General features: G+C 53.2%; 15 protein-coding genes and 1 pseudogene. 9 read left to right on the top strand and 7 right to left on the bottom strand.

Going from position 1 to position 26,459, the window contains the following annotated elements:
- The first annotated feature begins 38 nt into the window (after nt 1-38).
- From RUDLU_RS0121385 to RUDLU_RS0121345, 9 genes are all read left to right on the top strand, one after another.
- Nucleotides 39-1,421 (top strand): alkaline phosphatase D family protein, encoded by a 1,383-nt coding sequence (locus RUDLU_RS0121385; protein ID WP_044129590.1) that lies wholly within the window; start codon nt 39-41, stop codon nt 1,419-1,421.
- Between the two features lie 81 nt (nt 1,422-1,502).
- Entirely contained in the window at nt 1,503-2,606 is a 1,104-nt protein-coding gene (locus RUDLU_RS28925) for a fasciclin domain-containing protein (protein WP_019990476.1), read from the top strand.
- A gap of 197 nt (nt 2,607-2,803) precedes the next feature.
- A complete protein-coding gene (locus RUDLU_RS0121375) occupies nt 2,804-3,370 on the top strand; it encodes an RNA polymerase sigma factor (protein ID WP_019990475.1) in 567 nt (188 codons plus the stop codon).
- Between the two features lie 144 nt (nt 3,371-3,514).
- Nucleotides 3,515-4,321 (top strand): anti-sigma factor, encoded by an 807-nt coding sequence (locus RUDLU_RS0121370; RefSeq protein ID WP_027303278.1) that lies wholly within the window; start codon nt 3,515-3,517, stop codon nt 4,319-4,321.
- 32 nt (nt 4,322-4,353) lie between these two features.
- Nucleotides 4,354-4,881 carry a peptide-methionine (R)-S-oxide reductase MsrB gene (gene msrB, locus RUDLU_RS0121365; RefSeq protein WP_019990473.1) on the top strand — a complete coding sequence of 176 codons (528 nt, stop codon included), beginning with the start codon at nt 4,354-4,356 and terminating at the stop codon, nt 4,879-4,881.
- A gap of 196 nt (nt 4,882-5,077) precedes the next feature.
- The gene (locus RUDLU_RS0121360) at nt 5,078-7,663 is read left to right on the top strand and encodes a penicillin-binding protein 1A (RefSeq protein WP_019990472.1); all 2,586 of its coding nucleotides are present in this window, start codon (nt 5,078-5,080) and stop codon (nt 7,661-7,663) included.
- A gap of 289 nt (nt 7,664-7,952) precedes the next feature.
- Complete coding sequence (dinB, locus tag RUDLU_RS0121355; RefSeq protein ID WP_019990471.1) at nt 7,953-9,035, top strand: DNA polymerase IV; 1,083 nt, start codon at nt 7,953-7,955, stop codon at nt 9,033-9,035.
- Between the two features lie 195 nt (nt 9,036-9,230).
- Entirely contained in the window at nt 9,231-9,836 is a 606-nt protein-coding gene (locus RUDLU_RS0121350) for an RNA polymerase sigma factor (RefSeq protein WP_019990470.1), read from the top strand.
- A 55-nt stretch (nt 9,837-9,891) separates the two neighbouring features.
- The gene (locus RUDLU_RS0121345) at nt 9,892-11,598 is read left to right on the top strand and encodes an IlvD/Edd family dehydratase (RefSeq protein ID WP_019990469.1); all 1,707 of its coding nucleotides are present in this window, start codon (nt 9,892-9,894) and stop codon (nt 11,596-11,598) included.
- Nucleotides 11,599-11,930: 332 nt separating this feature from the next.
- On the opposite strand, the gene RUDLU_RS0121335 is transcribed toward RUDLU_RS0121345, so the two are convergent.
- The 7 genes and pseudogenes from RUDLU_RS0121335 to RUDLU_RS0121305 all read right to left on the bottom strand — a co-directional run bounded on the left by RUDLU_RS0121335 (nt 11,931) and on the right by RUDLU_RS0121305 (nt 26,374).
- Complete coding sequence (locus RUDLU_RS0121335; RefSeq protein ID WP_245581699.1) at nt 11,931-17,897, bottom strand: choice-of-anchor Q domain-containing protein; 5,967 nt, start codon at nt 17,895-17,897, stop codon at nt 11,931-11,933.
- 900 nt (nt 17,898-18,797) lie between these two features.
- A pseudogene (locus RUDLU_RS30635) lies at nt 18,798-20,168 on the bottom strand (FG-GAP repeat domain-containing protein); the annotation flags it as partial.
- Nucleotides 20,165-20,404: a hypothetical protein gene (locus RUDLU_RS0121325; RefSeq protein ID WP_019990465.1), complete on the bottom strand. Its 240-nt coding sequence runs from the start codon at nt 20,402-20,404 to the stop codon at nt 20,165-20,167. The gene RUDLU_RS0121325 and the pseudogene RUDLU_RS30635, both read right to left, overlap by 4 nt.
- A 118-nt stretch (nt 20,405-20,522) precedes the next feature.
- Nucleotides 20,523-22,280, bottom strand: a complete 1,758-nt coding sequence (locus tag RUDLU_RS0121320; RefSeq protein ID WP_019990464.1) for a helix-turn-helix transcriptional regulator — start codon at nt 22,278-22,280, stop codon at nt 20,523-20,525.
- 208 nt (nt 22,281-22,488) lie between these two features.
- Nucleotides 22,489-23,190 (bottom strand): hypothetical protein, encoded by a 702-nt coding sequence (locus tag RUDLU_RS0121315; RefSeq protein ID WP_019990463.1) that lies wholly within the window; start codon nt 23,188-23,190, stop codon nt 22,489-22,491.
- A 69-nt stretch (nt 23,191-23,259) separates the two neighbouring features.
- Nucleotides 23,260-25,461 carry a xanthine dehydrogenase family protein molybdopterin-binding subunit gene (locus tag RUDLU_RS0121310; protein WP_019990462.1) on the bottom strand — a complete coding sequence of 734 codons (2,202 nt, stop codon included), beginning with the start codon at nt 25,459-25,461 and terminating at the stop codon, nt 23,260-23,262.
- Between the two features lie 193 nt (nt 25,462-25,654).
- Nucleotides 25,655-26,374, bottom strand: a complete 720-nt coding sequence (locus RUDLU_RS0121305; RefSeq protein WP_019990461.1) for a LolA-like protein — start codon at nt 26,372-26,374, stop codon at nt 25,655-25,657.
- Nucleotides 26,375-26,459: the final 85 nt, after the last annotated feature.

Here is a 26,459-nt window from a genome sequence, read left to right as displayed (position 1 = left end):
CCCGCAAATATACGACTTAAGTAGCTTAGACCTTCTCCATGAAACACGCATTATTACTGGCTTTTAGTGGGTTGATCACCCTCCCCCTACTGGCTCAGAACCCGGCCCAGCCCCGGCGCGCTACTGCGGCCGCGCCAGCCACCCGTACCAATCCCGCTACCCTGCTACAGGCCGGCCCCATGGTGGGGGCATCGGATATGCGCGAGGTAAAACTGTGGGTGCAGACCAAAAGCCCCGCCCGCGTCCAGATTCGGTACACCGAAGATGGTAAACCGGGCAGCAGCCAGCTCACCGACGAGGTGAAAACCGGAAAAGAAACGGCTTTTACAGCCCACCTGCTCGCCGACAGGGTGGAACCCGGAAAAAAGTACACGTACGAACTGTTGATCGAGGGCCAGAAGGTGAGCCTGCCCTACCCGACAACGTTCCAAAGCCAACCCCTGTGGCAATTCAGAACGGACCCACCGGCTTTCCGGTTCGGCGTCGGAAGTTGCACCTACGTCAACGAACCGGACGTTGACCGGCCCGGTCGGCCCTACGGAGCTAACTACGAGATATTTGGGGCAATTGCAGGTCAGAAACCCGATTTTATGCTCTGGACCGGCGACAATACGTACCTCCGCGAAGTTGACTGGAACAGCCGTACGGGCGTGCTGCGCCGGTACACACACACCCGCTCGGTGCCCGAACTCCAGCCCCTATTGGCCAACACGCATCACTATGCCACCTGGGACGACCACGACTACGGCCCCAATGATGCCGACCGTAGTTACTGGCTCAAGCCCGTCACGCTCGAAGCCTTCAAGCTGTTCTGGGCCAACCCCAACTATGTGTTCAACGAAGGGTGTACGGGTACGTTTATGTGGAACGACTGCCAGTTTTTTCTGATGGACGACCGGACTTTCCGGGCCCCCAACGAGATGCCCGACGGCCCCGCCAAAGATTACCTTGGCAAGCAGCAGTTCGACTGGCTCATGGATGCCCTCAGCAGTAGCCAGGCTACGTTTAAATTTGTGGTGATTGGCAATCAGGTAGTCAACCCCGCCAAAGTAGCCGAAAACTACAGCAACTACGGGCACGAGCGCGACCGGCTGTTTAAAGCCATTGCTGAGGCCAAAATCCCGGGGGTTCTGTTTTTGACCGGCGACCGCCACCACACCATCCTGCACAAGCTCGACCGGCCCGGCACCTACCCCCTGTACGACCTGACCATCTCGCCCCTGACCTCGGGCCCCGCCAAAGCCACCGACGACGAACTGAAGCTCCCCACGGCCCAGGCAGGCACCTACCTCTCAGAGCGTAATTTTGGCGTTTTGAGCGTTAGCGGCCCCCTCCGCGACCGGGCCCTGACGATTCAGGTTTTTGATACCAAAGGCACCGAGAAATGGAGCCGGACCCTCAAGGCCTCGGAGCTAAAGTAAACCATTGTAACTCTACCGAGTTTACCTAGTGGCAGCCAAATGGTTGCCACTTTTTTTTGTACTCTACTCAATGTTAAGACAATGAATCTCCCAAAAACCCTCGGTTTGGCCACCGCCAGTCTGGTATGGCTCACCACAACCGCCAGCGCGCAACGCGTGACCACCAACCCTACGGCCGTTCCCAACACGGTCAGTACGCCTACGTTCCAGCCCGATACCCTTCGGCCCTCGCGCGAACAGATGCTGAACGACAACACCGCCGGCCAGGACGATGCCGACCGGAAAAATCGGCGGGAACGCCGGAGAAACATGCGCCGAAACAACCGCTCAGATGTCAACTCCCGGCAGAATCGGCAGGATAGCACAACACCCGACGGAACCACTGGCAACTCGGGTCGGCAAGACGCGACCTACCGTGAGAGCTCCATGAGCAACGGCACCGTAAACAACAACAGCAACACGACCAATTACAACAGTAACCAGGTTACCACGGCTCCTACGGGTGTGGGTTCCAACCCGAGTGCCACCGGAGCAGCCGGTGATGTGCGGCCGGGCACGGTGTCGTCGGGTAGTGCCGGTTCGGGCCGCATTACCGGTACAGAGAAAGCCACAGCAGGCGACCCCAACCTAAACCGGCCAGCCGCTACGGGTACCGGTACGGCCGTGTCGAAAGCCCAAAATGCGCCAATTGTAAACACAACGGCGAGCGTAGGCCGAACCAGCGTAGGCGACTTTATTGCCGCCCAGCCGGACTACACTACGCTCCAAAACGCGTTTCAGTCGGCTCAGATCGACAAAAGTCTCCGGGAAGGTCAGTCATATACGGTGTTTGCTCCGTCCAACGCTGCCTTTAAGAAATTACCCGCAAAAATTCAGAACGTATTGCTCGAAGGGCAAAACCGCGACGCCCTGAGTACCCTTCTCTCTTACCACGTAATACCTGGGGTGCTCGATGTAGCCGCCCTGACCCGGCAAATCGAAGCGGGTAACGGCAGTGCGCACCTTAAGACCCTAAGCGGGGCAACGCTGACGGCCAAACTGGGTAGCGATGGCAAGGTGGTTTTGACCGACGAACAGGGGCACACGAGCCGGGTCGATACCCCCAATCAGGTACAGACCAACGGCGTGGTTCATGGTATCGATACGGTATTGATGCCTAAAGAAAGTTCAGTAGTGTTTCGTTGATTTTTAGAGAGTTTGTCCACGGTTACATCATTATCGATTCGTTGATGGTGCATTTGTGGACAAACTTTTATATTTGGCCGAACAACTTGATTAAATAAAGATTAATAACGTGTATTCCCCCTGCACAACTATGCATGAATTTTCTTTACTTCCAGTTGTCAAAACCGTTGCGTACTTCCTTCTATTCCACTAAATCGTTGAAACGTACATCGCCCTTTGTCTCCGAGGCCGTCCTGATCGAAAAGCTGAATCGGCGGGATGAGCAGGCCTTCCACTGGCTGTACGATCAATATTCCCCCGCGCTTTTCGGGGTAATTCGCAAGATTGTACACGACGATGAACAGGCTCGTGACCTGTTGCAGGACGCTTTTATTAAAATCTGGAATAACCTGGATTCGTATGATGCGTCTAAAGGTAGGCTCTTCACGTGGCTGCTCAATGTAGCCCGCAATACTGCCATTGATAATTTACGTTCGGCCAAAGCCAGCAGCCGGCCTAATCCAGCCAATGCAATCCATACTGACGCGGAGAACGTATATATAGTTGATCGGCAGCACCAGACGGACCCTGAGAATATTGATCACATCGGAATGCGCGAAGTGGTCGATAAACTAAGGCCAGAACGAAAAATGCTGATTGATCTGGTGTACTTCAACGGCTATACGCACGAAGAGGCCGCCGAAGTCCTGAATCTGCCCCTGGGTACGGTGAAAACCCGCGTCCGATCGGCCCTTCAGGAGTTGAAACAGTTTTTTTCCCGATGAGCACAGCGTCCCTGTCTCACCGAGACACGGCCGTGCACGCAGCAAACCGTAATGAACGTACCAAATCTAAAAGATTAATATGATGCCTTGGGGCAAGCGGGCCCAAACCTAATACCCGCCCACCCATTGCTGACTTTTTGTGATATGGATGTCTCCGAATATATAGCATCAGGAACCCTGGAATTATACGCTTTGGGCGCAGCTTCGGATCAGGAGCGCCGGGAGGTAGAATGTCTGGCGTCGATTTATCCTGAAATTCGGCAGGAGCTGGATCAGCTCACCGAAGCTATGGAACGCTATGCTCTGGTTCATAGCGTTGACCCTCCCGCCGACCTGAAAGAGGCCATTATGAGCAAGCTCTCGTTTGAGCCCGCTCCGGTTCAGGAACCTATTGTGAAACCCATGCCCGTATCGAGGCCCACTTTCCAGTTTACTTGGGTGGCAGCGGCTTCGGTGGGGCTCATTCTGCTCTCATTTGCTCTGTTTCTGGTGAATCAGCTCCGCGAAAGCCAGCAGGTTCAGAGCAGCTTGCGGTCGACAAATAACAGCCTACAGGATGAAATCCGGCAGTTGCGCGATCGACAACAGAGCGCCGATGCAGCCATTGCTCTGCTGAAGCAACCCGGTACCCGTGTTATTCAGGTTCTGGGCAACGATAAAGCCCCCAACGGTCGGTTGGCCGTGTACTGGAACGCCCAGCTCAAACAGGTAGCCGTAGAAGTTGGCTCATTGCCCAAGCTAGCCGAAAATCAGCAGTATCAGCTTTGGTCGCTTGTTGATGGAAAACCCGTGGATGCCGGTGTCTTTGAAAACCTGCCCACCAACGGGCAACTTCAGCGCACTAACCGCTCCATTGGCGCGGCCGATGCCTTTGCTGTAACCATCGAACGCCGGGGCGGTAGCCCTACACCTACCCTCACAGCGCTGGTAGCGGTGGGGCAGGTTGGCTAAAACTAATCAAGGGCCTTTTTCGTATATATAGTATGAATCGCATAGCCCTCTTTCTGACATATGGCGCGCTGGTAGTGAGCTCATTGACTCACTTGTCGTGCCGTTCGAACACGGCTCAGGCTACCGACCTGAGCAAACAAGCACCCGAGGTAGACCCACCGGGTGGTCGGCGGGTGGTGAAGACCGATGCCGAGTGGAAAAAAATTCTGAAGCCCGACCAGTACTATGTGCTTCGGGAAAAAGGCACCGAGCGGGCAGGGAGCAGTTCGCTGAACGATATTCACGAAAAAGGTACGTTTGTTTGTGCCGCCTGCAAGAATCCCCTGTTCTCGGCCGATGCCAAGTTTGACTCGGGTACGGGTTGGCCCAGCTTTTTCCAGCCCATTGCCAAAAACGCGGTGAAAGAAGCCAAAGATTATGCCTTTGGTATGACCCGCACCGAGATTATGTGCAGTGTGTGCGACGGGCACCTGGGTCATGTTTTCGACGATGGCCCCAAGCCCACCGGCCTGCGCTATTGTATGAACGGAACAGCCATGCAGTTTGTCAAAAAACAATAGCCTGTGCAAAGCGCCCTCTGTCAGAGCGTGTAATTGACCGACTGGGTGGCCAATGCCACTCCCTCACGACAAATGTTTCAGATGAAGCCGGGCGAATGCCCGGCTTTTTACATAACTGAAGGGTCATTTTGCGTTATATTTGCATCCACCGTCGGGCCAGTCGGCCGGGTGATCGTAGCATTTATATTTCATCGAAATGAGGGAATTACTGGATCAGCTTCGCGCCGTCTGGGAGGCTATCGGCCTATTTTATCGCCGGACCAAGCGCAAGTTGGGCCGTCTTGTGCGCCGGGGAGCCTCGGCTACGTTGGGCGAAGAACGGACAGAGCAGGTTTACGAGCGCTATAATCGACTAAAAGAACGTCGGGAGGCCTTACGCGAACGTCGGCGGGAGGTCGTCGGGCGATATATTGATCGCGAAGCCGCCTATTACCCCTACCTCCGGCGGGCCTGGCACCTGTTCACGTACGGCTTGCTGGCAACCGCCCTGTATATTTTCGTTCTGGAAACCAATTTCTTATGGCTTACAGGCGAGATGCCCAGCATTGAAGAGCTGAAGAACCCCAAACTGAATCAGTCGTCGGAAATTTACACCCTCGACCGGAAGCTGATCGGCAAGTTTTATACCGAAAACCGTACGCCGATCAAGTACGAAAATATTCCGAAACCCCTTATCAACGCGCTGGTTGCTACCGAAGACGCCCGTTTTTACGACCATATGGGTATTGATGTTCGGGCATTGGGGCGGGCTGCGGCCAGTTTCGGGCGCGACGGCGGTGGCTCTACGATCACGCAACAGTTAGCCAAAAACCTGTTCAAGACCCGCCGGAAAAACAATAGCGGCCTTCTCAATAAAATCCCGTTTGTCCGGAAAATCATTTACAAATCGAAAGAGTGGCTCATGGCCATTAAGCTGGAGCGTAACTTTTCGAAGGACGAAATCATTACCTATTATTTCAATACGGTTGATTTTGGCAGCAACGCCTTCGGCCTGAAAACAGCCGCCCGGATTTTCTTCAATAAAGCCCCCGACAGCCTTAACGTGCAGGAAGGGGCCGTATTGGTGGGACTTCAGAAGGCGACTACCTCGTACAATCCGTTGCGGAACCCCGACCGCTCACGCGAGCGCCGGAACATAGTTCTGGGTCAGATGGCGAAGTATAAGTACCTGACTAAAGCCGAGGCCGACTCGATTATGCAGTTGCCGCTCCGCACCGACTACACCCCCGAAAACCCCTATGCCGGCCCGGCGAGTTATCTCAAAAACGCCGTTATGGACTTTGTGAAGAAATGGGGGGACGAGAACGGGTATGACCTTTACACCGATGGGCTTCGGATTGTGACGACCATCGACTCGCGGATGCAGACCTACGCCGAAGAGGCAACCGCCGAGAAAATGAAGACGCTCCAGCGCACGTTTGACAACCATTGGCGTGGCCGCAACCCCTGGATTGACGAAGAAGGGAACGAGATTCCGGGCTTTATTGATTCGGTTGCCAAACGAACCGATCGGTACCGCTCACTGGCCCGCCGTTTCCGCGATCAGCCCGACTCCATCAACTATTACATGAAGGAGAAGAAATTCAAGATGAAGGTCTTCGACTGGGGGGAGAAAGGCGAGCGCGAAACCGAAATGACTCCTTACGATTCAATTGCCTACTACAAACGCTTTTTGCAGGCAGGCATGGTCGCTATGGACCCTCACAATGGGCATATCCGGGCGTGGGTTGGTGGCCTCGATTACGACTACTTCAAGTACGACCACGTAAAGCAGGGCCGCCGTCAGCCGGGGTCAACCTTTAAACCGTTTGTGTACTGCGCGGCTATCGACGATACGAGCCTGAATCTGAGCCCCTGCGACCGTATCCGCGACAAGCCATTCCAGAAAGAGTATCGTGAAAACGGCGAAGACAAAGTGTGGGAGCCCAAAAACTCGACCGGCTCGTTTTCGTATTCCAACATGACCCTACGCCGGGCTATGGCCCGGTCGATCAACTCGATTACGGCCCAACTTACCGATGACGTCGGGCCCGAAAAAGTGGCCGCCTACGCGCACAAGCTGGGAATTAAAAGTCGGTTGGCCGCGGTACCATCGATTGGGCTGGGCTCGTCGGATGTGTCGTTGTATGAATTGGTCAATGCCTATTGCACGTTTCCCAACGGAGGGCAGCACGTAGACCCACTCATTGTTGACAGTATTGAAGATCGCAACGGGAATCAGATTGCCAAATTCACAGCTAATCAGGAGCGGGTGATCAGCGAAGAGTCGGCGTTTCTGATGATGTTTATGTTACAGGGGGGCTTGCAGGAGCCGGGCGGCACATCGCAAAACCTCTGGTCGTTCAATATTTTTAAGAACAACCATCAGATGGGCGGCAAAACCGGAACCACCTCGAACAACTCCGACGGCTGGTTTGTGGGTGTGTCCGACAAACTCGTTATTGGTGCCTGGGTTGGGGGCGATGACCGGAGTATTCACTTCCGATCCACCGATCTGGGTGAGGGTGCTAAAACAGCGTTGCCGATTGTCGGGCGGTTCCTGGAAAAAGTGTACGCCGACAAAGCGTTTAAAGACCTTCAGGGGCCTTTCCCGAAGCCATCGGTGCCGATTACCAAAGAATATCTTAACTGTAGCTATGACTACGACGAGAGCGAGTCAACGGATTCGGATTCGACAGACGTAGACCCGAGCCTGCTCGATTCAACGTTTACACCAACCCCGGCCCCAACCCCCGAACCGACAACCCCGCCCGATACCACCAATAGTACGGGTGGCCGCTGACGGTAAACTGGAGTTGAAATGAAAAAGGGATTTGGTCACGGGCCGAATCCCTTTTTCATTGGCCTGTTTTTGCCGAAAAAGTATAGGTCCCGACGGATGAAGGACAAGTCTTTTGACAAGATTACAGGATAAGGAGGATTTATCTGGGCCTAAATAAATCCTCTTTATCCGATACGTTGGCCCGGCTGTAAATCCTCCGGGGCAGAAAAACGTTTTTGCAAACCTGCCAGAATAAACTTGTCCTATACCCGTACCAACAGATACGGCGTTGGTATGGTAAATTTGTATAATGCCCGCTCCGTTGCCACCGATCCGCAAGATTATCCATATCGACATGGACGCCTTTTACGCGTCGGTGGAGCAACGCGACAACCCCGACCTCCGGGGCAAACCTGTTGCCGTGGGCGGTTCGCGGGCCCGGGGCGTGGTGGCCGCAGCCAGTTATGAAGCACGTACCTTCGGCGTACGATCGGCGATGGCATCGGTTACGGCCCTGCGGAAATGCCCCGATCTCCTTTTTGTCAAACCCCGTTTCGAGGTTTACAAAGCCGTTTCGGCCCAAATTCGGGCTGTTTTTGCCGAATACACCGACCTGATCGAACCGCTTTCGCTCGACGAGGCTTATCTGGACGTAACCGAAAACCGGGCCGGGCTGGCGTCGGCAACGGAAATTGCCCGGCAGATCAAGGCCAAAATTCTGGAAAATACCCAGCTGACGGCCTCAGCCGGGGTTTCATACAACAAATTCCTGGCGAAGCTCGCATCAGACTACCGCAAACCCGATGGTTTGTTTGTGATTAAACCCGCCGACGGCCCCCGCTTCGTCGAACCCCTACCCGTGGGAGCGTTTCACGGGATCGGACGCGTTACGGCCGGCAAAATGAATGCACTCGGTATTTTTACCGGCCTCGATCTGCGGCAACAGTCGGAGGAGTTTCTGACCCGGCACTTCGGTAAGGCAGGCCATCATTATTACCATATCGCGCGCGGTATCGACGAACGGGCCGTCAACCCCGACCGGGTTCGGAAATCGGTTGGCTCCGAAAACACGTTTGAGACCGACCTTTCGACCGAGCAGGCACTTGTCGATGGGCTTCAACCGTTGATCGACGATGTGTGGGAGTACTGCCAGAATCGGCAGATTGGTGCCCGCACGGTCACGCTCAAAGTGAAGTACGCCGATTTTCAGCAGATTACCCGTAGTCGAACAATAGCCACTGTTCTCCCCGATCGCTCAACCCTCGAACGAATCTGCCGGGAATTACTCCAATCCATTTTACCCGTTACGCAGGGCGTTCGGCTACTGGGCGTATCGTTGTCCAGCCTTTCCGACGAAACCAGTATGCCCAACCGGCAACTAACCCTATTTTGACGGTATTGCTGCAAAAACGCAGAACCAATTGGGGCGGTCAGTTTGCCTTAGAGACTTTCGGCACACCTATTTTTCGCCAAGCGGGCAACATAAATCATAATATTAAATAATTTTCATTTATTGTTACAAATCCTCTCTTACTTTTGCATCCATTGCATCTATCGATTTACTCTATACGCCAATCTGCTGAGAAGTATGACCCTGACAGCCCCCTCCTCCAGTATTCGAATACGTTCGGCAGAGCGCTCCTACAAACAACTTTCTGACGCGGACCTAATCCGACTGGCCCTGGCTACCGCCGACACCCGCTACCTGAATACACTGTACAGTCGGCAGTACAGGCCTGTTTATAACACGTGCTTATACTGGCTGAAGGACCCAGACTCAGCCGCCGACTGCACGCAGGAGGTTCTGATCAAAGTGTTTCAAAACCTTAGCTCGTTTGAACATCAGAGCAGTTTCTCGACCTGGCTTAATGCCGTGACGCGCAATCACTGCACAGATATACTGCGCCGTCAGCAGCGGCAACCGGGGCATTTTAGCCTAAACGAGGCTTTTCTGGAAACCGAACCCGTTCACTGGATAGCACCAGCCGACACGAGCGAAGACCTTTGGTTTTACCTCCGTTACCTTAAACCCGACGATCGGCAGATACTTTACCTGAAGTACGAAGACGACATTAAAACCGAGGATCTCGCCAAACATCTCGGTATCACGGTGAGTGCCGCCAAGATGCGACTCAACCGCGCCCGAACCCGCCTTAAAGCACTTTACGAACGTGTAAACATGGGTATGCCTTGACCTAAATGCCCTTTATGCAGACAGAGAGTTCCCCTAATGGAACTCGGTTTAACGTATGCCCCTCCGCTCCCATGATTGGTTTGGCCGCACCGGTAAAGACGGCTTCATCTACCGCGCCTGGATGAAAAATCAGGGCTTCCCGCATCACCTCTTCGAAGGCAAGCCCGTCATTGGTATCTGCAATACATTTTCGGAATTTACCCCCTGCAACGCGCACTTCCGCGAACTGGCCGAAGCCGTGAAGCGGGGAGTATGGGAGGCAGGTGGTTTTCCGCTTGAATTCCCGGTTATGTCGCTGGGAGAGTGCCAAATCAAGCCCACCGCGATGCTTTTCCGCAACCTGGCCAGTATGGACGTGGAGGAGAGTATTCGGGGAAACTCGATCGACGGGGTGATTCTGCTCTGCGGCTGCGACAAAACAACGCCCTCGCTCGTGATGGGTGCCTGTAGCGTCGACTTGCCCACGATTGTGCTGTCGGGCGGCCCCATGCTGGCCGGGCGGTATCAGGGCCGCAAAATTGGCACGTCGGACCTGTGGCGCTTTGCCGAAGATTTCAAAACAGGTAAAATGTCGCAGAAGGAGTTTGTGGAAGCCGAAGCCTGTATGGCCCGCAGTCAGGGACACTGCGCCGTGATGGGTACGGCCAGCACAATGGCTGCCATGGTTGAATCGCTGGGTTTGGCGCTTCCCGACAATGCGACGATTCCGGCCTCCGACTCGCGCCGGAAAGTACTGGCGCACCTGACCGGGATGCGGGCAGTTGAGCTGGCTAAGCAAAACATCAAACCATCGGATATTCTGACACGGCAGGCGTTTGAAAATGCCATTATGGTTAATGCCGCTTTGGGGGGTTCTACCAACTTTATTATTCACCTGATGGCCATTGCCGGCCGTATCGGTGTGGATTTGTCGCTGGATGATTTCGACACCCTGTCGGCCAAAATACCACTACTGGCCAACCTGCAACCGTCGGGAGAGCACTTTGTGGAAGACCTGTTCTACGCCGGTGGCCTACCCGCCATTATCCGGGAGTTACGTTCAGTCCTCAACAACGACGCCATGACCATCAACGGGTATTCGCTTGGCGAAAACTGCGCCGAAGCCCAATGCCACGATCGTTCGGTTATCGCCAGTATCGATGAGCCGTTCAAACCGGAATCGGGCGTGGCCGTGCTTCGGGGTAACCTGTGCCCTAACGGAGCCGTTCTGAAACCCTCGGCAGCCAGTCCCGAGCTGATGCAACACACGGGCCGGGCCGTGGTGTTTGAAAACATCGACGATTACAAGGCCCGCATCGACGATCCCGATCTCGACGTTGACCCCTCATGCGTGCTGGTGCTTAAAAACGTAGGGCCGCGCGGGTATCCGGGTATGCCGGAGGTGGGAAATATGCAGCTTCCGGCCAAGATTCTGGCGCAGGGCGTTCACGACATGGTCCGTATCTCGGACGGCCGCATGAGTGGAACCGGCTTCGGTACGGTGGTTCTGCACGTATCGCCCGAAGCCGCCGTGGGCGGTAACCTGGCCTTTGTACAGGACGGCGACCTGATTACCCTCGACGTAGAAAACCGCCGGTTGCACCTGCACGTGTCCGACGAAGAACTGGCTGGTCGCCTGGCTCGTTTCAAGCCGATTGACCTTGGCTACAACCGGGGGTATGTAAACCTCTACATCCGGCACGTAACGCAGGCCCACGAGGGTGCTGACCTCGACTTCCTGCGCGGCTCGTCGGGCAGCGTAGTCAAGCGAGATAGCCATTGACAGTGAACAGTGATCAACGAACAGTGAGCAGCTAACAATGAGCAACGAACAGTGAACAACGAACAATGAGCAGCTGACAAGTACCCATTTACTATTGGCTGTTCACTGTTCGTTGTTCACTGTCTACTGTCTACTGTCTAAAGTTGCCCCAGCAAGAGCTTACTGGCGGGGTTAAATTTCAGCCGTTGGCCTGCTTCGTAGCTCACCCGCAGTGCTCGGCCCTGATAACTGGCGGGTAGTTCTACCATATGCCGGATCAAAACAGCATCTGCACTGGTTGGCAATGCAGCTAAGCAACTGGTTCTAAATGGTTTCAATAAGTAACATTACAACTAATTGACTCCCGTGGGGCAGCTCCCCACCACAACCACTCGGTAGTTTGTACTTTGCCGTAGGTTACCCAACTCCAGCCGGGGGCCGGTCTCACCCGAGAGTAATACCGCGCCACTGTACCATTGATAGGTGAAGGGACCGGTGCCCTGCACTCGTGCTTCAAGCACTACGCCATCGCCCGCACATACCCGATCACGACTGGCGACCAATGACACCAGTAACGCATCACTTCCTACCCCACGTTCGCAGAAAGCCCCAAAATCCCCCCCACCGGGCAGTCCTGTATTCCCCGCGAAATTCTTCGTCGGCAAGGTACATAGAGCCGTTAAGGAAGCCGGAAAACAGCCCTGCAACAGATTGTTACTAAGATCAAGATATTGCAACTGATTCAATACCGGCAAACTCGCAGGAAGTAAACCAACCAGACCATTAGCCGACAGGCTCAGGCTCACCACCCGCCCGTTCTGGCAACTCACCCCGTACCAGCCCGAGCAAGGGTTGCAACTTTCCAGCCAACCCGTTCGGTTCAGCCAGGCTATTCCGTTGGTAGCCTGGTATAAATCGGCCAGGGGTGCGTAATCAGGATGCTGCTCCAGCATTGTTACCAGACTTGTTAGAGTCAGTTGCGTACCAGTCGGTGTACTTACCAGTACCGTATATGTGGTTGTACCGGTAGGCAAAACCACAAAAATTCCCGTGGTATTGATTAGTCCGGTATTGAGTAGTGTGTATGACTCTCCACCCGAAGCCGTCAGACTTACGGTCTGCCCTGAGCAAACGGTGAAATTACTGAGCCCGGCTACATCCAGATTAAAGCTATTGGATGTCAGGCTTGTACAGCCATCAGTCACTACCGCAAAATAATTACCCGCATCAGCCCGCTGCACATTGGTCAGACTCAGCATAGCCGACGCTTGTCCACTTACTGGCTGACCGTCCTTATACCATTGGACGGCGATGAGCCCAGTACCCATAACGCCGATTACGGTTGTTACCACACTGCCGGGCTGCACCACCGTGCCGACCACCGGCTGAGTAGTAATGGCGAGGGGCTGAAGTACCCCCCCCTGAAACTCCAGTGCCCCCATATCGATGCGCGCCCCAACAAAACGTGAGTTTCCCGCCAGATCCGTAACCCCAACAATAGCAGTAGTAGTGGCCGGGTCGCCCGCGTTGATGGCCGGAGAGCATGCAGACAGCTCTGCACTGTTAGTAGTGGCAAACGGCGACGTTGTGACAATAATATTATTGGCTCCGGCTATGCTGGCCATTTCGCCTTGTTCCAGCACACTATAGTTAGCGGTTAGATCTGCATTGGAGAAAAGATTTTGTCCCCGGTTATTCCCAAATACACAGTTGGTGATTTTAGCTGAAAATCTTGCTTCTGGACCCGAAACGACTTCGGTATAGTTGTCGTAAAATGAACAGTTTACAAATTCGCCGGTACTTTCGCGCCCAGAAAACAATTTACCTGACGGTCCACCCCGATTATGGGCAAATACGCAGTTGGTAAACAAGAACTTTCGTTCACCCCCGCCCCAAAAAGTGCCGGCATCAAACACGCCGGCCAAGCGCCCGCTCGAGTTTCGCACAAATGTGCTGTTTGATACGGTCAGGTTTGCTGCTCCCTTTATAGCCCCAGCCAGGCTACACTGGTTATCCTCGAACAAGCACTTATCAATTGTAACGGTACCGGTCGTAAGCAACGGTGCAAATGACCGGTTGCGCAGAAACCGACAATTGGTGACCCGTCCGCTCGTGATGAGCGAAGACTCCTGACTAGCAATCTGATCAGAAAACTCGGAATTATTAATTTGTATAAAATCCCCCTCAAAATATAGCCCGGAATACAGGCCATCAGCATGCCGAAACGTAGAGTTGTCAATACTGACCATACCCCTGCTGTACATTGTTCCGTAGCAATTAGGATTACTGTGCGCTTCAAACAAGCAGTTTGAAATCTCTACAGTACCATCCCCCCATACTGCTCCGCCCTGAAACTGCCCCTTGTTATTCCGAAATATCGAGTTCTCTATGACCAACCGACCCGCCAGATCCCGGTTGTCGGTGCAAATTGCTCCTCCTTCCGAAGCAAAATTGTTTACAAATACACATTCGCGAATCAAAGCTCCGCTTCGGCCTCCGTTTGATCCATTACTATAAATGCCCCCCCCTCTTACCGCTGAGTTGTTGACAAACCAACACTTCTGAATCAGGGTAGAGCAACTGTTGCCTGCTCCCGATCCGTCGTTAACCAGTCCGCCCCCATCAACAAGTGACGTATTATTAGCCAGAACAAACCCATCCAAAACAGCCGCTTCGGTTAAACCGGGGCCGTTGCTAACAATGGGGCGACCGTTGCCTAACAAGGAAGTTGAGGACGGAATGGTCAGGTTGATAGCCGGACGCTGACTCAACTCAGTTTCTGTACCCACAAACCCACCGTATATGGCTACCTCGGGACGCATGGAAAAACTGGTTTGAGGGGCCGGTCGATATGAACCCGCAGCTACCCAGATTTCGCGCAGTTGCTTGCATGGATATGACAAGGCCATCTGGAGATCTGTCAACGCATCCGCCCAGGTTAGGCCCGTGTTGGCTCCAGTGGCCGACGCGTTTACGTATATACGCGAGACCACGGGTGGGGTCGATTGCAGTTCGTATGCACCAATATCGACTCGACCGCCCACAATCCGCAAATTATCAAAACCATCGGCCGTACCCGCCGTTCCGACCGTTGTTTCTGGATCGCCCGCGTCAACTGCGGGCGAACAGGCAATCGCTAGTTTTGTGCTGGTTGTCGATTCAAAAGGCGAGTAACTTGCCAATACATTTCCAACCCCTGTGTAGTTAGTTTCAGTGGCCCTGAAAAGGCAGTAGTTAGCTGTAACGGCACTTTGTATCACTGCCCTACCAAAGGTATCCCAGAGTAAACAATTGGTTAAAACCATTCGACCGGCACCCTCTTCATTATACAGGGTACCACCGCTCTGTATTGAGCAATTGAGTAGAGTCACCCGGCTATTGACCGTGTACAGGGCACTATAAACAGCCCCACCTTTCGAAACAGCTCCATTGTTGATGAATGAACAGTTCAGAAACCTTGGATTACCCGTTCCATTTTGCGGGGCATAGTTCGAAACGGCTCCCCCCCAGAACTGCGCTCCGTTACCGCTGAAGGTGCATCGTTCGAAGATTGGGCTGGTATTGCCGCCGTTGCTGGCATCAGTGCAGACAGCTCCGCCATTATTCGCCTGGTTATTGGCAAACAGGCAGTTTCTGATTGTAGGGCTACAAAACTGTCCGCTACCAATTCCCTGAAGATACAAACCGCCCCCCAGTCCGTTTCCGCTTACACTAGCCACATTGCCGTTGGCATTGCCACCCATAATCACAAACCCATCGAGCCCATCAGCCGGGCTTAATCCGGCCTGTCCCACAACGACATGGTAGCTATTATCACTTAAAGTGCCCAACGTGCCAATATCGCCCGACAAGGTTGAACTGGATGGCACCGCCACATTAATAGCCGGGCGTTGGCTCCGCTCAGTCTCGGTACCGAGAAAGCCCCCAAATAGTCGGGTGCCGGGCTTTACCACAAAGCTCGTATTTCGGTTAGTACCCGTTGTGGGTTTATAGACCCCACCCGCTACCCAAATCTCGGCGGCATTGATCTGCGAATTGGTAAGAGCCGATTGCAGATCGGTGTACGCATCCTGCCAGCTCAGTCCTGTGTTGGCCCCGGTGGCATTGGCCCGCACATATAGTCTTGTAACGACCACCGACAAGCTAAATACCGTTGAGGTTACGCTGTTACAGGCAGTGCTAACAACGGCCCGGTAGTTTCCCCCATCAGTAAGCTGTACATTAGTCAGGCTCAGAATAGCGGAGGTTTGTCCGGCTACAGCCTGACCATTCCGGTACCACTGATAGGCATACGGCCCAGTCCCGCTCACATTTACGCCCGCCAAAACCACGCTCCCAAGGCTAACTACCGTACCAGCCGTGGGCTGACTGGTAATCAGTACTGATTGCTGGGGCTCGCCCTGAAATTCAAAGGCCCCGATGTCGATCCGCCCGCCAGACAACCGTGCATTACCCGCCAAATCGAGACTACTGGCTGTAACGGTGGTTGTGACTGGATTGCCTGCGTTTACGGCTGGCGAACAGCCCGTGATTTGGGTACTTGTTGCAGAGACAAACGGAGAAACGCTACTAACGAGATTATTGGAACCACTGTACCCAGAACCAGACTCGGCAATATCGAACAAACTGTAGGTAGCCATAATATTGCCACCACTGAATGTGAATATGCCGCCATTGTTCCAGACGATACAGTTGGTCAACTGAACACTCCCCATACCATTGGTCAGCGCCCCACCGTCAAAAGATACATTGCGCAGAAATGAGCAGTTCAAAAAAGACACATTCAATTGACCAGCGTTAAAAAAGGCACCTCCGTTATCCGCTGCCCGATTGTCGAAAAACGAACAGTTCACAAACTGGGCATTTCCTCCGCCGTAAACGCCCCCCCCGTTGAGACCACCATTATTGCTGCTAAACCAGCTGTTTTGCACCGCCAGACTCCCCCCTTCGGTACAAATACCGCCCCCTTGCTCACGGGCCACGTTACCCACAAACCCGCAGTTACGAATCGTCAGGTTCATACTGGCGTTGTACAAGCCACCACCTCTGTCAAAAAGATTGGTTTCATTACCATTGGCGTTACCACCCGTGATCACGAATCCATCAAGCAGCGCCGGGGCTATGGACCCGGTGGGGGTTTTTATAACATGGTAGCTGTTGTCGTCAGCGTTACCAACCAGCCCAATGTCGCCCGACAACGTCGTGCCAGATGGAGCGGTTATACTGACCGTCGGCCGCGCACTCAGCTGAGTTTCTGTACCCACAAAGCCACCGTAAATGGCCACATTTGGGAGCATGATGAAGCTAAGACTACGGTCTGTCCCCCCCCCGGAGGGCTTATAAATTCCAGAAGCCACCCATATTTCGGTCAGTTCGGCTCGGTTAGCATACGTCAGAGCCGACTGCAGATCAGTGAAGGCGTCCTGCCAATTCAAACCCGTACCAGCACCGGTCGCATTAGCCCGCACGTACAAACGAATAGGCGGACCTTCAACCTGCAAGGTGAAAGGCGTTGACGTTACACTCTGGCAAATACTGGTGATTACGACGTTATATACCCCCGAACTACCCGTCCGAACACTCGTCAGACTCAGCACAGCGGACGTTTGTCCACTTACTGGCTGACCATCCTTATACCATTGATACGTAATCGGATTGCTACTGACGGCGCCTACAGCGGCAGTCACACTTGCCCCCGTCCGTACGCTCGATGCCGCAACGGGCTGGCTTGTAATGGCCAAAGCCTGTAACGTTGGCGCTATGCCGATACGTACCTGTGCCGAACCACTCACAATACCATCGGTAGCCATAAGGGTAAACAGGCCTGACAGGGCACCACAAGTAGCGGCCAGATTAGCCTGAATGGTTCCATTATTGTTCACCAAATTAGTTACTGATAGGCCGTTGAGCGTGGCAGAAGAACTACCATTTATTGTTACGGTTAGATTAGCCGGGCTTCCATTAGTCGTACTTACCGTAGCCAACATCCGGTTCAGCACACTCCCACCCTCGGCTACTAAAAGCTGTAGCGGGTCGGCCGGGGTAATGGTAATAACGGTGGGTACATTGACCGATAGGCTAAACGTACTGGATGTCAAGCTTATGCAACCGGTTATGGCTACTGCGTAGTAAGTCCCGGCCGAACTCGCCTGTACATCGCTCAGGGTCAGAGTAGGCTCCGTTTGCCCCCTTAGCGACGAACCACCCCGATACCATTGGTAAGCAACAGGATCGCTCGCCCGAACCTCGAAGCGGACTAGCACAGTAGCCCCCGCTTCGACCGCCGACGAGGATGCAGGCTCACTGGTAATCAGCGGCAAAGGAGAAGGAAGAAGATCAACCCCCACCAAAACAGACGTACTCTGTATTCCGTCGGAGACTGTAAGAACAAACGTAGCTGGGCTAGATGCACAGGTCGTTCGTATATCAGCCGTAACGGCACCATTGACCTTACCAAGGTTACTAACCGTTATAGCATTGTTCGTGGCCGATGCGCTATTGTTTATAGTTACCGTCAGGTTGGCAGATACCCCAGTCGTGCTATTTATAGTTGCCAGTGTGACCGATTGTGCCGTGCTGTTCCTCGATACAGAAACGGGCACCGGAGTCACTGTGAACGGTGGTATATACAGATTAAATGGGGTTGAAGTCACGCTGTTACAAGGACTGGACACCACCACGCGGTAGGCACCGGCATCGGTTGTCTGGACATTAGACAACGACAGGGTAGCCGAGGTCTGCCCGCTCACAGGTGTATGGTTTCGGAACCACTGGTACGATAGCAGAGCAGTCGCCGAAACAGAAACGCCAGTTGAAATAGTTGATCCCGGCGTCACCGTCGATGCAGAGGCAGGTTGACTACGTATAGACAGTGGTGTTACGTTCACTTGCAGGGTACTCTCCGTAACCAGTAACCCATCGGTAACGATCAAAGCAAATCGTCCAGAGCCAGCGTTGCAATCAACAAACACATTGGCACGAATAGTACCGTTTGTATTTGCTATACCGTTTATGTTGATATCGCTTAGCGCAGACTCTGAACGAACGGTGAGCGATAAACTGCTTGGAGTGCTACCCAGCTGACTCACCGTGGCAATAGGCATGACCGTATTTGTGCCGGGAGTTAGCAATAAGTCTGGAGCGTTAACAGCTGGGGGACTCTGACAACCCAAATAACGAGTTACCGTTCTAATAGCAGGGATTTGAGCCACAAAATCCAGATAGCCATCATTATTCAGATCTCCTAAACTTAGTTGATCAGTGTGAGGGCCGGAGATATCCACGGGCGTGAAATTAAACTGCCCGTTACCAAGATATATCCGCAGACCTCCGTCGTAAATTGATCGGGTCGTAAGAATATCCGCTTTCCCATCATTATTGATATCTGCCAACGCAACGTAGCCACCATCTTCGCTCACATTTATACGATTTCCAAAAATGGCCGTGCCTGGAGTACCAAATATTGGGTCGTTTGACTTAGAAATATTCAGAAACAGAGCAGTCGTATTTCTCAAACCGGCCACAACTAACTCTGGAGTTCCATCGCCGTTCATATCACCCAGTGATATAGCCCCCGGGAAAGAGTTATTATCAATTGAAATATCAGGTCTTGCTGTGAAACCCCCGGCTCCGTCGCCCAACCGGATTGACACGTTGTGACTGTCGCCGTTTGCCGTTACAAAATCAAGTTTCCCATCCCCGTTAATGTCATCAGCTGCTATATCGAGCACGTCATTGGCGATAGATACATCAGGCATAGCCTGAAACCCATTCACCAAGCCACTGCCCAGGAATACCGAAACAGATTGCCCACTCCGACAGGCAGTTAGAAGGTCGAGCTTACCATCTTGATTAATATCTCTAATGATTGACTTATAGGGGTCTTCTCCAACAGCCAGGTTAGTAGTTCCCATAAATCCGCCAGTACCATCACCATATCGAATCGCGATAGTCGATTGGACTAGATTCGTACACACTATATCCAGTTTGCCATCATTATTCAGGTCACCCACATCAATATGGATAGAAGATCCACCGGTAGGAACCGAACCAAACTTTGTAAAACGTCCAGTACCGTCTCCGAGATGAATAGACACCGCCGACGCGTTCTGTTCACACACTAATAGATCCAGCTTGCCATCGTTATTAACGTCGCCCACGGTCGAAAAGTCGGCCCCTCTGCTGTTGGCAACTTCGATCGTCGGGCTAAACAAAGATCCTGTTGTACAAATGGCGCCCTCCCCAACGGTCAGGGTAAACGTCCGTTGCAAACCTGGTAACGGAAAAACGGTCCCCACATACGTTGTTACCGTCACCGAATATACTCCAGCCGGATATGCATTCGAGACTCGAACCCGACCCGTGACCGGATCAGCCACCAAATGGCCTCTAAAATCAGGAGAGGTTTTAGCACTCAGGCCACTCAGGCCTGTTTGAGCACTGCTGGGTGAGACAACCACACTCCCCCCTTTACTGACAGCTGTGTTTGGGTAAGCTCCCAGAATTGACACCTGAGCCTCAGCCCGGTTTGGCACTACGAAGGAAAGCAGGAAAACTAACAGGCAGGAATAGAACAGGAAAAGATGTTTCATAAGGTAGAGCCGGTCATACGCTTGTGTTTGATGGGGATTTGTTGATTTAGTTCGACTCCGGTATTGGAAGCGGCCTCAACAATTGCCGCTCCCTTATTTTCTAACTGCTTCACTTTGTAGGCGTAGTAAATCGAAACAGCGGTAACCAATAGAGCCGCCGTTAGCAGCAGACAGATCAGTTTGAGAAACCATCTCTGCTTTTCGACATCGACGATTGGAGAACGTGAGTGATGCATTGGGAGGGAGTTGCTGAACCACACAAAACAAAGTCCACGCCGTCGACAAGCCTAAAAACGGCCGTGGACAAAGCGTGGACATGTTCGTAATTAACTGAATCTGAGCTTACCCGGGCACCTACAAAGAGCGAATCAGGCTTTCCAGCGTCGTATCGGGGTGACGCTGTTCGAGTTTTCGGCGTAGCCGATAGCGCGCCTTTCGGACACTATCCTGACTAACACCCAGAATAAAACCCATGTCTTTAGATGGGATTTCGAGCTTCGACAACGTCAGTAAACGGACCTCAGCGGTTGTCAGTTCGGGATATTTGTCCTGTAATGAATCGAGAAAACCGGGGTGCACCTGCTCAAACAGTCGCTTGAACCGTTGCCAGTCAGCTTCGGTAATCAGGGTACGTTGGAGAAGATCTTCAACGGGTACGTGAGTCTCCGACCGCGCCGACGAAGCCTCGCTGGGTGTCGCCTGGGCCAGATCGGCCGCCAGTTTTTCAATTAGCTCATTTTTCTCTTTCAGGTACGTCATGTGCTGATTAAGCTGCGCTGTAGCATGTGCCAGCAACTCTTCGGCGCGTTTCTGCTGTTCGGTCTGTACCTGTTTTTCCCGTCGGCGTTTTAATTGGTTTTGACTGAGTGCGTACACACCAGCCGCTGTAAGCAACACCAAAGCGACGATGATAATATTACGGACCAGAATGGCGTTGGCTTTCTCAGCATCTAATGCCTGTAGGCTACTCAAATACCGTTCGGCGTTGATTCGAATCTGCGTATTATTGAGCAGTTGGTTACTAAACAAAGCCCGTTGCGAGTCTTTCACCTGAATTGTTGAGTCCAGATAAAGCGTCGCTTTAGGGAAATCGCCTGTTTTTCGATAATAAAGCGCCTGCACCTGGTAGTACACCAGCGGGTATTCGACCCAGGCCTCTTTGCGAAGCTTTAACGTTCGCGACTCCTCGATGTACGCCTTGGCCTCAGCAATACGGTTGAGCGCAAGCAACGCTTTAGCTATATGTATTGCCGCCGTAGCCGCATGTTCCGGTGATTCGCGACGGCTCAGTTTAGAACCGGTGTAAAGGTGCGGCAACGCCTGCTTAGTTTGGTTCAGCTCAAGCAGATTCTGCCCGTAGCTTACCGACGCAATACCCCAAAAGGTAGTATCCCGGTAAACCCTCGCTTTTCGAATCGCCTGACTGAATATGGCAGCTGCTTTTGCGAAATCTTTCAGCTGTTGATGCGCCATGCCCACGCTATGCAAAGCGGATACTTCAGCCCGTCTTGACAAAAACGGATACCGAAAAGCCTGGTCCATATAACGCAGAAATACCTTGTACTCTTCAAAGAAGTAATAACGCCCCCCTAAACCCACCAGATACTGGTTTATCTCAGGAATATTCTGATACCCAATCCGCTCAAACTCCTGCTGAGCCTGCAAAAGCAAGCGAAAGCCTTTTTCAAACTGAAGCTCCCCAAAGTAATACCGGCCTCGAAAATACAGCAACGACGCTCGTACAACGGGCACCGGGCACTGATCCATGAGTGGTTCAGCCTCATCGAGTACCGTCGAGAACTGGCCCGAAAAATCAACAAGATGATGCCGGAAAAGTATTTTGTGAAGCTCTGCGTACCAGTACAATCGGTCGTCATTCTCACGATTGGCAAACGTTTGTAATTGCCGTAGTTGCGCAAACAACCGGACAGAATCCTTTGCCGTAACTCGTTTGGCCCATATCGCATCCCAGGCCGGGTTTTGCCAGAGTTTAAAAATACGCTCGTCAGGTGCGTATCGAAACAGCGTATCGACCTGCCCCCGCACCAGCGAAGGGGAGCATAAACTTATGATAAACAGCAACCGCCAAAACAGGGACTTTAAGCACTTCATGCGCTTGGGCAACTTATGTAGGTTGGGAAGGATTTCGGATATATACGTTTTATAAGTAGCCTGCGATGGTATATGATCACCTTTTTAATGGCTATACAGGGGCATTACTTTTACCCTTGTAGACTATAGACAAAGTACATAAAATCAGTAAGATACACGAAAGCCGTGCTTGCCTTGGTAAGCACGGCTTTCGTGTAATTCTATACGCTTACCGCTCCCGGCTCCAGACCTCGTTGACTTTACCGCCGGTCGAACTAAGGCCGGTATGCAGCCAGTCCGTCCCCGTCAGCTTATTATCGAACGTCAGTGATTTACCAACCCGGCTGTTATCACGTGAGAAGAAGTCGATAGTCTCGGTGTACTTACCATCTTTAAGTGTGTACGTGCCGCCCCCGGTACCGCTAAACTGTTTGGTTTCGGGGTTGATGGCCGCCCACTGAAACCGGGTACCAGTTAGCAATTTGAGGGTTTTCCGGGCACCGCGCTGCATGGGTGTCATGGCGCCTTCGTTATTCGCCCGAGCCGTGATGCGCCACAGACCTGCCATCGGCGTTTGATCGCCCGGCTCATCAACCCGCGTCATCACCTGTTGCCCATTGGGCGTGATGATCGCCATTTGGGTAGCGCTATAGGCCATCTCAGCCGTTTGTGACTGACCTACCCGGGTGCTATCCGCCGAATCAAACTCAATGTTCATGGTCAGTTTAGTGCCGTCCTGCTTCCAGGTGCCACCCCGGGTGCTCAGAAACTGAGTTGGCGTGTAAACGGTCTGCATAAAATAGTTGTCGGCTACCAACAGCATAGTTGTTTCGCTGCCATTGGTTTTTCGCCAGGCCCCCTGTGTCGATGGTGCTGTAAATGGCCGGAAGGCAAGCGCGATGCCAACCGCCAGCAAAAGGAAATATTTCATGGTATAGGATGGAAAAGGTAACGCCCAAAGCCTGTATCAAGCAGGCTTTGGGCGTGCTATGCGTTAACGTCAAACATTCATACTATCGAACGGCAACGTACGAATCCGCTTGCCCGTAGCCGCAAACACCGCGTTACAGAGTGCAGGAGCAATAGGCGGCAAACCGGGCTCACCCACACCCCCGGGTGCTTCTTCGTTATCCAGAATATGGATTTCCATGGCCGGGGTCTCAGGCAGGCGCAGGAGTTGATAGTTATGGAAATTCTGCTGTTGAGCCTGTCCCTGCTCAAACGTAATTCCGTTTTTAATGGCGGCTGTCAGTCCCATTACCACATTGCCTTCGGTTTGGGCACGTACGTTGTCGGGGTTTACGTACATACCACAATCCAGCACCGTCACCACCCGATCCACTTTCACCCCCGCACCTTGTTTGGAAACGTAGATGGCGTGGGCGCAGATGCTCCCAAACGATTGACAAACAGCCACTCCTCTACCCTGCCCAGCTGCCAATGGCTTGTTCCAGTCGGCCTTCTGCGCCAGAGTTTCGAGTACCGTAATAAAGCGTTTGGCCGATTTGGCCGATTCCCCATCGGTTTGAGCTTTCAGCAAGTCCAGACGCAACGCCAGTGGGTCTTTACCGGCAGCGTGGGCCAATTCGTCGATGAAACTTTCATGGCCAAAACAGCTATTCGATGGGTACACCGAGCGCCACCAGACAATCGGAATATCGGTTTTTACGTGTTTCCAACCCACTCGGGCGTTCGGAAACGCGTAGGGACTCTCGTGCTTACCAATACCCTCGGCGGCCCAGCCATCGGCCGTGCCTTCTTTGAGCGAACCAAACACCTGCCCCTGAATCGACTCCCCAATAAGGGTATGAGCAAACGCCGTTACCTGCCCGTTGGCATCTACGGCGCCCTTCATCGAACTCAGCATACCCGGCCGGAAAGGTCCCTGCGTAATATCGTCTTCGCGTGTCCAGACCACCTTAACCGGCGCTTTGGCCGCTTTTGACAGGTTCACGGCTTCGAGTACAAAATCAAGATACGCCTTCCGTCCGAAAGCCCCGCCCAGAAATGGTACGTTGACCTTCACCTGCTCCGGCTTGATGCCCAGATGTGCCGACACCTGCTCGATAGCCCCATCTGGCCCCTGCACGGGTGCCCATATCTCGCACGAACCGTCGGGTTTCACATGGGCAATAGCTACTTCCGGCTCCATGGGCGCGTGGGCCAGAAAAGGGGTTTCGTAGGTCGCCTGTAGTTTTTTAGCACCGGTATCGAAAGCCTGACCAAAGTTGCCAGTTGTATAGTACGGAGCCGGTTCCACGTCGGCCTGCGCCCGGAGTTCGGCAAAATACCGGGCGGTGGTCATTTGGGTGTCGTACCCAGCATTATCCCACTTCACCTGCAACGCCCGCCGACCCTGTAGAGCCGCCCAGTAGTTGGTAGCCAATACCGCCACCACCTCCGACTTGCGGTGCGGCATGGGGCGTTCAGTGCGGATTACGGCTTTTACGCCGGGGATTTTACGGGCAGCCGCTTCATTCACCGATACAATTTTGCCGTGAATCACAGGGCTTCGTTCCACACTGGCATAGAGCATCCCCGGCACTTCAACGTCCATCCCGAACACGGCTTTCCCCGTTACTTTGTCGGGCACCTCGGGGCGGGGCATCGCTTTACCCAGTAGTTTCAGGTCGCTCTTTGGCTTGAGCGTCAGTTTAGTTGGTACGGGCAGCTTGCTCGCTTCATCGACTAGTTCGCCGTAGGTCAGCGTGCGTTGTGTAGGCCGGTGATGAATAGCCCCGTTTTCAGCGTAGCATTCCGTTTCGGCTACTTTCCAGCGGTTGGCCGCGGCCGTCGTAAACATCTGCCGGGCTGCAGCTCCGGCTTCGCGCAGGCGTTTCCAGCCCGTACGCACGGTGCTACTCCCGCCCGACAGCTGACTGCCGTACTTCCGTAATCCATCCGACTGCCGGATACTGATTTGATCCATGCCGACTTCCAGTTCTTCGGCAATCATCATGGGCACGGCCTGCCAGCTCCCCTGCCCCATATCGGGCCGGTGATTGATAAGCGTAATGCCCCCCGCATTGTCGATCACAATAAACGGGTGCAGCTCAAACGACAGGATAGCAGGTTCGGCCGATTGCGGATTGACCAGTGTGGTCATCCCAGCAGCATCAGTCGAAAAACCCAGTAATAAACCAGCACCGGTGAGTCCGGCAGCTTTCAAAAACGAACGGCGATCAACGGCAGAAGCAGACATAAGGAGATGCAGTTTTAAGGGTCAGGCCTGTTGTTGTTGGCAGGCCGTGATAAAGTATGCGAAAGTTACGAAAAAAGAGTCAGCGCACCAGTCGTCTGTGAACGTCTGCCCTGATTGGGCCAACAAACAAAAACCCGACCGCTACAAAGCGTATGGCTCCGTAGCGGTCGGGTAGTGTCGATGGCTTTACACCTTACTTCTTTGCGGGCATTTTGAAAATGGCCTCGTCGACGGTCGGGTTCACTTCAATTTTTTCAACCTTGATTTTCATCCGGCCAAACTGCGGGTTACTCATCTCGTTCAAAAACGGAAACTTCACTCCGTCGACGGCGCGGTAGTCGTCAAAATAAACCTCACCCTCTACATCCTGACCGTTCACTTTCGTTTTGCTGGTCACTTTTTGGTCGAGGTAGCTCGTCGTGTTAATAAAGTGCGTAATCACCGTACCATCGGGGCGGGTCAGCTGCAATTTATAGGTATCCTTGCCGTCAACAGCTTCTTTACCCAACATCTCAACTTTATTGCCTTTGGCTTTATAGTCCACAATGGGCCCGGTCAGGTCGAGCTGATCGGCGAGGCTTTTGCTCATCTCGGCCGGAATCTCCTGCGGATCGTTGCTTCCCGCCAGGGGGTTTACCATCCAACCCTTTGTGCCGTCGAAGGCCTGCGTAATAGTTTGCCCCATCACGGTAGCATCGGAACGCATCCCTTTACCTGCCACAATCGTTGATACCGACTTGATGTCATTCCCCATCAGCGAGGTCGATGTTTCCATCCGAACCGACTTCACGCCCTTGAGCTTGTCGGCACCACCCCGGGCTGCAATGTATTTCTCGATAACTTCATCAGCAGTCTGGGCCTGGATAGTAAGAGCGCTCATCAGAAAAGCGCCCATCAGCAATATTTTTTTCATGGAAACATGATTGTTGTTTATCAAATGTACCCAAAAGATACCAAACGAAAAAGCCCGTCACCGGAAGGGTGATGGGCTTTTGTAT

The sequence above is a fragment of the Rudanella lutea DSM 19387 genome (assembly GCF_000383955.1).
In the GTDB taxonomy this organism is placed as follows: Bacteria; Bacteroidota; Bacteroidia; order Cytophagales; family Spirosomataceae; genus Rudanella; species Rudanella lutea.
This window is presented reverse-complemented; position numbering and strand designations above follow the sequence as displayed.

Excerpts from the sequence above, each read along its gene's own strand:
- RUDLU_RS0121385 (WP_044129590.1), top strand. The coding sequence starts at position 39 with ATGAAACACGCATTATTACTGGCTTTTAGTGGGTTGATCACCCTCCCC.
- RUDLU_RS28925 (WP_019990476.1), top strand. The coding sequence starts at position 1,503 with ATGAATCTCCCAAAAACCCTCGGTTTGGCCACCGCCAGTCTGGTATGG.
- RUDLU_RS0121370 (WP_027303278.1), top strand. The coding sequence starts at position 3,515 with ATGGATGTCTCCGAATATATAGCATCAGGAACCCTGGAATTATACGCT.
- msrB (WP_019990473.1), top strand. The coding sequence starts at position 4,354 with ATGAATCGCATAGCCCTCTTTCTGACATATGGCGCGCTGGTAGTGAGC.
- RUDLU_RS0121360 (WP_019990472.1), top strand. The coding sequence starts at position 5,078 with ATGAGGGAATTACTGGATCAGCTTCGCGCCGTCTGGGAGGCTATCGGC.
- dinB (WP_019990471.1), top strand. The coding sequence starts at position 7,953 with ATGCCCGCTCCGTTGCCACCGATCCGCAAGATTATCCATATCGACATG.
- RUDLU_RS0121350 (WP_019990470.1), top strand. The coding sequence starts at position 9,231 with ATGACCCTGACAGCCCCCTCCTCCAGTATTCGAATACGTTCGGCAGAG.
- RUDLU_RS0121345 (WP_019990469.1), top strand. The coding sequence starts at position 9,892 with ATGCCCCTCCGCTCCCATGATTGGTTTGGCCGCACCGGTAAAGACGGC.
- RUDLU_RS0121325 (WP_019990465.1), bottom strand. The coding sequence starts at position 20,404 with ATGCATCACTCACGTTCTCCAATCGTCGATGTCGAAAAGCAGAGATGG.
- RUDLU_RS0121320 (WP_019990464.1), bottom strand. The coding sequence starts at position 22,280 with ATGAAGTGCTTAAAGTCCCTGTTTTGGCGGTTGCTGTTTATCATAAGT.
- RUDLU_RS0121315 (WP_019990463.1), bottom strand. The coding sequence starts at position 23,190 with ATGAAATATTTCCTTTTGCTGGCGGTTGGCATCGCGCTTGCCTTCCGG.
- RUDLU_RS0121310 (WP_019990462.1), bottom strand. The coding sequence starts at position 25,461 with ATGTCTGCTTCTGCCGTTGATCGCCGTTCGTTTTTGAAAGCTGCCGGA.
- RUDLU_RS0121305 (WP_019990461.1), bottom strand. The coding sequence starts at position 26,374 with ATGAAAAAAATATTGCTGATGGGCGCTTTTCTGATGAGCGCTCTTACT.